The organism is Hutsoniella sourekii ATCC 700629 (genome assembly GCF_000518205.1).
GTDB classification, from domain to species: domain Bacteria; phylum Bacillota; class Bacilli; order Lactobacillales; family Aerococcaceae; genus Hutsoniella; species Hutsoniella sourekii.
In genome coordinates this window covers 22,000-29,382 of sequence record NZ_JADD01000029.1, presented here as the reverse complement: position 1 = coordinate 29,382, position 7,383 = coordinate 22,000, and the positions used below count along the sequence as shown (strand labels likewise).

The 7,383-nt window shown below is 39.3% G+C and carries 8 protein-coding genes, 2 tRNA genes and 2 rRNA genes; all 12 read left to right on the top strand.

Translation table 11 applies throughout. The features are described 5' to 3' along the window. Window positions 1-198 (top strand): 23S ribosomal RNA (locus tag T408_RS0107555); the annotation flags it as partial. A gap of 78 nt (window positions 199-276) precedes the next feature. Next, window positions 277-391, top strand: a 5S ribosomal RNA gene (rrf, locus tag T408_RS0107550). Window positions 392-403: 12 nt separating this feature from the next. Continuing rightward, a tRNA-Asn gene (locus T408_RS0107545) sits at window positions 404-476 on the top strand. Between the two features lie 17 nt (window positions 477-493). Next, window positions 494-566: transfer RNA gene (locus T408_RS0107540), tRNA-Thr, on the top strand. A 157-nt stretch (window positions 567-723) separates the two neighbouring features. After that, on the top strand, window positions 724-1,437 hold the full coding sequence (locus T408_RS11205) for a glycosyltransferase family 2 protein (protein WP_051444842.1): 714 nt from the start codon (window positions 724-726) through the stop codon (window positions 1,435-1,437). Then, entirely contained in the window at window positions 1,438-2,157 is a 720-nt protein-coding gene (locus tag T408_RS0107530; RefSeq protein WP_028119389.1) for a lysophospholipid acyltransferase family protein, read from the top strand. A gap of 10 nt (window positions 2,158-2,167) precedes the next feature. Then, entirely contained in the window at window positions 2,168-2,707 is a 540-nt protein-coding gene (locus T408_RS11800) for a MotA/TolQ/ExbB proton channel family protein (RefSeq protein ID WP_051444841.1), read from the top strand. Next, on the top strand, window positions 2,700-3,179 hold the full coding sequence (locus T408_RS0107520) for a hypothetical protein (protein ID WP_028119388.1): 480 nt from the start codon (window positions 2,700-2,702) through the stop codon (window positions 3,177-3,179). Before T408_RS11800 ends, T408_RS0107520 begins: the two co-directional genes overlap by 8 nt. Before the next feature lie 16 nt (window positions 3,180-3,195). Next, complete coding sequence (locus tag T408_RS0107515; protein ID WP_028119387.1) at window positions 3,196-3,579, top strand: hypothetical protein; 384 nt, start codon at window positions 3,196-3,198, stop codon at window positions 3,577-3,579. Between the two features lie 116 nt (window positions 3,580-3,695). Next, window positions 3,696-4,451, top strand: a complete 756-nt coding sequence (locus T408_RS0107510; RefSeq protein WP_028119386.1) for a DeoR/GlpR family DNA-binding transcription regulator — start codon at window positions 3,696-3,698, stop codon at window positions 4,449-4,451. Beyond that, complete coding sequence (pfkB, locus tag T408_RS0107505; RefSeq protein ID WP_028119385.1) at window positions 4,451-5,368, top strand: 1-phosphofructokinase; 918 nt, start codon at window positions 4,451-4,453, stop codon at window positions 5,366-5,368. Before T408_RS0107510 ends, pfkB begins: the two co-directional genes overlap by 1 nt. A gap of 15 nt (window positions 5,369-5,383) precedes the next feature. Further along, on the top strand, window positions 5,384-7,339 hold the full coding sequence (locus tag T408_RS0107500) for a PTS fructose transporter subunit IIABC (protein WP_028119384.1): 1,956 nt from the start codon (window positions 5,384-5,386) through the stop codon (window positions 7,337-7,339). Window positions 7,340-7,383 lie beyond the last annotated feature (44 nt).

Sequence of the window (7,383 nt, the reverse complement as noted above, 5' to 3'; positions counted from 1 at the left end):
GCCAGGAGCATCGCTGGGTAGCTACGTGTGGGATGGATAAACGCTGAAAGCATCTAAGCGTGAAGCCAGCTTCAAGATGAGATTTCCCATTACGCAAGTAAGTAAGACCCCTGAGAGACGATCAGGTAGATAGGTTCGAAGTGTAAGCCTAGCAATAGGTTCAGTGGACGAATACTAATCGGTCGAGGACTTAACCACGAAGATTTAGAGTTTGGTTATGATGGTGTGGATTGATATTCAGTTTTGAGTGATCGCAAGACACTCAAGTAAATAATGTGTGGTGATATTGGCAAGAAGGACACACCTGTTCCCATGCCGAACACAGCCGTTAAGCTTCTTAGCGCCGATGGTAGTACGGGATAGCCCGTGTGAGAGTAGGTCGTTGCCACGCATTTTTTGCTATTCCGCCATAGCTCAGTCGGTAGAGCGCATGACTGTTAATCATGATGTCGTTGGTTCGAGCCCAACTGGCGGAGTAATCTGATTATAAAGTGCCGTTTTAGCTCAGTAGGTAGAGCGCTTCCATGGTAAGGAAGAGGTCGCCGGTTCGATTCCGGCAAATGGCTTCAGAAATATTCTAAACCAGAATGGAGAGATCTCTATTCTGGTTTTTTAATTATTAGTTAATAAAGTAGCTAAATTCTAGGAAGCAAATCGAAATTTTGATATCATTAGTTTGAATCTATTTTAAATAGAGAAGCTATGAAATTAAGGGGGAATACAATGAGAGCTTTTGCGGTGCTTATTCCTGCTTACCATCCCATGTTTGAACTGGCTGATTACGTTCAACAACTACTTGATCAGGAGATACCGGAAGTGGTCATTATCAATGATGGTAACTCAAAAGAATATGACCGATTATTTACTAATCTCTCTAGAATGGAACGAGTCACGGTACTAAAGCATGATCATAACCAAGGTAAGGGTGAAGGAATTAAGACTGGCTGTCGCTATCTATTAAACTCCTCAAATTATTATCTTGGCTTGGTCACTGCGGATGCTGATGGTCAACATGCCATAAGAGACGTAATAGCAGCTGGTGAAAAGTTAGTAAGTAGCCAAGCCGATATTGTATTGGGAATGCGTAGATTCGATTACGAACACGTTCCCTTTCGTAGTCGCTTAGGAAATGAACTAACGGCTAAAGTATTCAATTGCTTGTATGGCGTATACATACGAGATACGCAGACAGGTTTAAGAGCTTGGACAAAAGAGTTATGTCAGCCATTTTCAGAATTAGTAGGTTCTGGCTTTGAGTATGAAATTAATATGTTGATCTACTTGGCCAAAAAGCAGTTAAATTGGGAGTCGAATGATATTTCGACTATTTATCACTCAGAGCACTTTTCAAATTATCAAACGGTCAAGGATTCAAGCAAAATTGCTTGGCAGCTAATTAAGGGTCTAGGTTTGCCTGTACAAGGGGGAGATGAATAGATGGAAGCTAATGATTATGGTCTATTTTTTAAGACTATATTATGGTTAGCTAGACTGCTAACTCCCAAGTATGAGAAAAGTAATGTCAAGGATTTAAAGATGTACGAGGATCCTGTAGTTTATATTAGTCATCATCATAATTTATTAGGAGCTATTCGAATATTACCCTGGTTAGATCGCTTCGTTCGTGTATGGGCGTATGGTAATTTTTATGATCAAAAAACTTGCTACCAACATTATATTGATTACACATTTACTAAGCGTTTTGGTTGGCCTTTATTTATCGCGAAGCCTGTGGCTTATTTAGCTTCTTATGTTGTGAGCGTAGGAATGAAATCGGCCAGAGTCATTCCAGTTTACCGTCAGTCCAGGCAAATCGTTAAAACATTAAAAGCTACTGTCGAAACTTTGAGGCAAGGCCAAGCTATTTTGATATTTCCAGATATCGATTATAAATCTGATCAAGCACAGGTTGGTGAGATATATGAGGGCTTTTTAAATTTAGAAAAGTACTATTATCGTAATACGGGTCGTCATCTAAATTTTATCCCTTTGTATGCCAATGAAGATTACCAGATGATATTTCAAGGACGACCAGTAAAGTTTTCTTCTGATCTCAGTTTTATTGAACAACGATCTATAAAAGCTTCAGAGATAGCGGATGCTCTCAATCATCTAGCGGATCTAACGCCTCAAGATCAGCGAGTTGTTAACGGATAGGAGGTATTCTTTGGCACTTATTGATTCTATTGCTGCAAATTTTTTTAAGTTTGATTTTCTGATAATTTTACTAGCTATTTTCACATCTTATTTGTATTATTTATGTTGGCAAAAAAGCTGTAAACTCAATAAAATTTTGTTACCCAAAGGTAATCTTGCCTTAGGAAGATCAGATCAAGCGACATTGAACAGACATTATGATTATTTCTTACAAAGCCATGGAGAAATGGAGATTCTCTCTATGCGCAAAGAAATGAATAGTCTCTATGTTCTATTTATTAATATTTGTAGCCTATTTCCATTGCTTGGACTCTTGGGAACTGTGGTTGCTTTAATTCCGATGGTTCAAGCCCATCAAACAGATCTATTTTTTGACGCCTTGACTTCTACTTTTTGGGGAATCGTATTTGCTATCATCTTCAAAGGCTTGAATGGTTTTCTTCAAGCAAGTGTGGAGGAAAACACCGAACTAATTAATACTTATCTATTGAGGCAAGATTCCCTTCTTACCGCTGAAATCGAGTCAAATGAGGGGGAAGGGAATGAATAAGCGGGACCTTTTGATAGACTTAACCCCCTTGTTAGACGTTATCTTGATCTTGTTATTTATGGTTTTAATGAATCAAAACCAAGTTCACCAAGAAGAAGTCTCTCAGCTTGAAAACCAATTAGAAAACTTGCAAAGTAGCCAAACACCACTATCAAATGCCGAGAAAAATTGGCAGACCGCCTATAGAGAATCTATCGGTAAAGTCAGTATCGTTTATCGTTTGACCAGTGGGAATCCTCATTATGAAATGATCACAGAAGACCAGTCAACTTTAAGCTTAAATTCATTTGAAGAGATGAAGCAAGAGTTGATCTCTTTGATTGCAAAGATGGAGACAACGGTCATTATTGTCAACCTTACATATAATCCCGATCAGATATATTATCAGGAGTTTCAAAAAGTTCAGCAATTAATGACCCGCTTAAGTGATATAACAAATAAAACAATCATAGTCAATCAAGAGAGAATTTAGAAAAGGAGTTTTTATCGTGAGTAAAGAAAATTCAAGTAAATCAAGAAAATTTATCTGGCTAGCTATTATTATCATCATGTTTGCCCTAGCATTTTATTTCTTCTCTGGCAAGGGAACTTCATTGTTAGGAGGACAGAACGATTCCGGTGACGCGTCTCAATCAGTCGTCATGTCCGACCAATCGGAATTTGAAATTGTCATCGAGGTCAAGCAATCATCCATCTATTGGGAAGGTGAAGAGCTAAGTTTAGAAGAATTATCAGAGCGTTTGAATCAACTAGCTGATCAGACAAGGATTAAATTAATTGATAATAATGCTATTTTATCAACCATGGAAGATGTTCAAGACCAACTTAAAGAAACGAATTTGCAAGTTGAAACAAAGCAGGCGAGTGAATAGGTTAATGGCTATGCGATAAGCATAGCTTTTTTTATGAATGAAAGTGAATGAAAATGACTGAATTTGATTGAATCAGTTATAAGTATGTGATATATTGTACTTAAGGAGCGAGAGTAATGTTAACTGAAGAACGTCATCAATTTATTCAAAATCAATTGAACAAAGATTCGACGGTCCAAGTAAAAAATTTAGTAGAATCTTTAGGTGTGTCTGAATCAACCATCCGCCGAGACTTGTCCCAGCTTGAAGAAGAAGGGTTACTAGTTCGTATTCATGGTGGAGCCAAGCGTAGTTACCGTTTAGACACGGAAGCAACATTAAAGGAAAAAGCCACCACATCTAAAAGTGAAAAGCAAGCCATCGGTAAATTTGCTGCTAGTTTGGTTCAAGATGGGGACACTATTTTCTTAGATGCTGGAACAACTACGGCTACATTGATTCCACATTTGGTAGGGAAATCAAATCTAAAGATTGTAACGAATGGCTTAAAGCAAGCAGAGTATTTATCTGAACTTGCATTTCAAGTGATTGTTTTAGGTGGACAATTAAAGGTAAGAACGCAAGCTATTATTGGTACAACTGCTACCAACCAATTGGCTACTTATCGTTTCAATAAAGCTTTCATCGGCATTAATGGTGTGGATATTGCTTATGGGCTAACTACGCCAGATGATGAAGAAAGAAACATCAAGCGTTTAGCTCTTGATTTAGCCAGTGATGCTTATTTTTTAGCAGATGTGAGTAAATTTAATAAAGTATCCTTTAGCCAAGTCGCTCCGCTTGAAAATCAAAGGATCATAACAAATAAACTTCCCACAACATTACAAGCTGATTTTCAATCTATAGCAAATATAAAGGAGGTAATCAAATAATGAATTACACAATCACATTTAATCCTGCTGTTGATTTGGTTCTGCAAGTTGAGCATCTTGAGTTGGGTGACTTGAACCGAGCAACCAGCGATCATTATGTGGTCGGTGGTAAGGGGATCAACATGTCAACAATTCTTCATGAATTAGGGGCTTCTTCTGTGGCTACCGGTTTTGTAGGGGGTTTCTCAGGAGATTTTATCAAGAATGAATTAGAAGGAGCAGGCATCGACCAGCACTTCATCGAAGTTGACGGAATTACCCGCATTAATGTAAAAGTTAAATCGGATAGTGAAACAGAGATTAATGCAGCGGGCCATCTGGTTACACAAGACAAATTTGATCAGCTCGTTTCATATCTAGATCAAGTGCTTGAAGCTGGTGATGCGGTTTTTCTTGCTGGTAATGCAGCTCCTGGCTTAAATAAGGATCACTATCAAGCCATCGCCAAGTTAGCCCAAGAAAAAGAGGCTCGATTTGTTTTAGATTCCAACAAAGATTTACTAACAGCTTGTCTAGCGTATCAGCCTTTCTTGATTAAACCTAACCAGCACGAATTAGGTGAAATTTTCCAGACCAAAATTGATGATCTGGATCAGACCATTCACTATGCTAAAAAGCTACAAGAAAAAGGGGCTAGAAATGTTATTGTCTCATTAGGTGGGGCTGGATCTGTATTGGTGAGTGAAGCGGGTCAGGTCTACCGAGCTAATGTACCTGAGGGTCAAGTGGTAAATTCAGTGGGAGCTGGAGATTCGATGGTTGCCGGATTTACTCAAGGCTTCATTGATACTGAAGATTATGCCTTCAGCTTAAAACAAGGAGCTGCTTGTGGCAGTGCAACAGCTTATTCTGTTGGTATTGCTCAGAGATCTTTGATTGATCAATTGTTAGATGAAATAAAAGTGGAAGAGATTTAAAAAGGGAGAGAAAAGATGAAATTAACAGATTTATTTGTTAAGGATGCGATGGATTTAACCCTAGCAACCACTAGCAAATCAGAAACATTACGCCATCTAGCTGAACGTTTTGCACAATCAGGTGGTGTTGATGATGTTGATTCTTATGTTGGCAAATTAGAAGCACGGGAAGCACAGTCAACGACAGGTGTCGGAGATGAAATTGCAATTCCTCACGCTCAAGATGCTTCAGTGAAGCAAGCAGCAATTGTTTTTGGACGTAGTGGGGATGGAATTGAGTGGGATTCCTTTGATGGACAACCTGCTAAATTAATCTTTATGATTGCAGCTCCTGAAGGCGGTGGCGAACACTTAGCTGCCCTAGCTCAATTATCTAAAGTATTGCTTAAACCTGAAGCCAAAGCAGGTTTATTAGAAGCTACTAATGCAGAAGAAGTGTTGGCAGTGCTTGCGCAATATGAAGAAGATGAAGAAGCTAAAGAAGAAGAAACAGTAGAAGAGCTAGTAATTGAAGAAAATGAGCCTTATATTCTAGCTGTTACAGCATGTCCTACTGGTATTGCTCATACTTATATGGCTGAGGAAAAATTAAACCAAGCTGCTGCCGAGGCAGGTTATAAGATTAAGGTTGAAACAAATGGTCAAACAGGTGTTGGCAACCGCCTAACTGCTTCAGATATTGAACAAGCAACGGCGATTATTGTAGCTGCTGACAAGCAAGTAGAGATGGCTCGCTTTGATGGCAAGCCTGTTATTATCACAAAAGTGGCTGATGGTATCAATAAAGCTGACGAATTAGTAGTCAGAGCCGCTCAAGCAGATGCTAGCATTTATCATGCTTCTTCAGAAGATGTTAAACAAGCAGAAGCTGAAAGTGAAGGCGAATCTCTAGGAAGAACAATCTATAAGCACTTGATGAACGGTGTTTCTCACATGTTACCGTTTGTTGTTGCTGGCGGTATCTTAACTGCTATTTCTTTCTTCTGGGGAATTTATGCAGCTGATCCAGCTGACCCGTCATACAACCAAATAGCCCAAGTTTTTGCAACATTAGGTAATTTATCGACATCGATGATGCTTCCAGTGTTAGCTGGATTTATCGGACATTCAATGGCTGACCGTCCAGGTTTAGTTATCGGGATGATGGGGGGAGTTTTTGCTAACCCAGCTATCTTATCAGCTTTTGGCGGAGGAACAGGAATTTTTGAAGGCGCGGTGTCTTCTGGTTTTCTAGGCGCCTTAGTGGCTGGTTTCTTGTCTGGTGGAATTGTTTGGTTCTTGCGTAAAGCCTTTAGTTGGTTACCTAAATCTTTAGAAGGAATGAAACCGATCTTCCTCTTCCCAGTATTTGGTGTCTTGATCATGGGACTCTTAATGCTCTTCGTGGTCAATGCTCCAATGGGTGCGGTGATGAATGGTATCATCAACTTACTTCAAAGTATTCCTTCAGAATTAAATATTTTACTTGGTTTTGTTGCAGGTGCGATGATGTCTATTGATATGGGTGGACCGATCAATAAGGCTGCCTACGTAACAGGTACAGCTCTTGTAACAGCTTCGAATGGTGCGGGATCTAATGTGATGGCTGCAGTGATGGTTGGGGGTATGGTTCCACCATTAGCTATCGCTTTATCCGCTACATTTAATAAGAAATTATGGACCAAAGATCAATATAACTCTGCATTAGTGAACTATGTAATGGGGGCAGCCTTTATTACTGAAGGAGCGATTCCATTTGCAGCTTCCAATCCATTGAAAGTCATTCCTTCACTTGCTATTGGTGCAGGAGTAGCTGGTGCTTTAAGTATGTTCTTTGGATCAGTCTCTTATGTACCACACGGTGGAGTCTTCGCTGTTCTTGCTGGTGGTGTGACTAATCCATTAATGTTTCTACTTGCTTGGATTATTGGTGGACTAGTTGGGGCAGTGCTCTTGAATGTACTTCTTAAAGATCAAAATAAAGCCAACTAATTAAAAATCAAATTTAACCTAGATACAAGTCTTTGATGGGCTAG

Coding starts and splice junctions, on each gene's coding strand:
- T408_RS0107520 (WP_028119388.1), top strand. CDS start 2,700: ATGAATAAGCGGGACCTTTTGATAGACTTAACCCCCTTGTTAGACGTT.
- pfkB (WP_028119385.1), top strand. CDS start 4,451: ATGAATTACACAATCACATTTAATCCTGCTGTTGATTTGGTTCTGCAA.
- T408_RS0107500 (WP_028119384.1), top strand. CDS start 5,384: ATGAAATTAACAGATTTATTTGTTAAGGATGCGATGGATTTAACCCTA.
- T408_RS0107510 (WP_028119386.1), top strand. CDS start 3,696: ATGTTAACTGAAGAACGTCATCAATTTATTCAAAATCAATTGAACAAA.
- T408_RS11205 (WP_051444842.1), top strand. CDS start 724: ATGAGAGCTTTTGCGGTGCTTATTCCTGCTTACCATCCCATGTTTGAA.
- T408_RS0107530 (WP_028119389.1), top strand. CDS start 1,438: ATGGAAGCTAATGATTATGGTCTATTTTTTAAGACTATATTATGGTTA.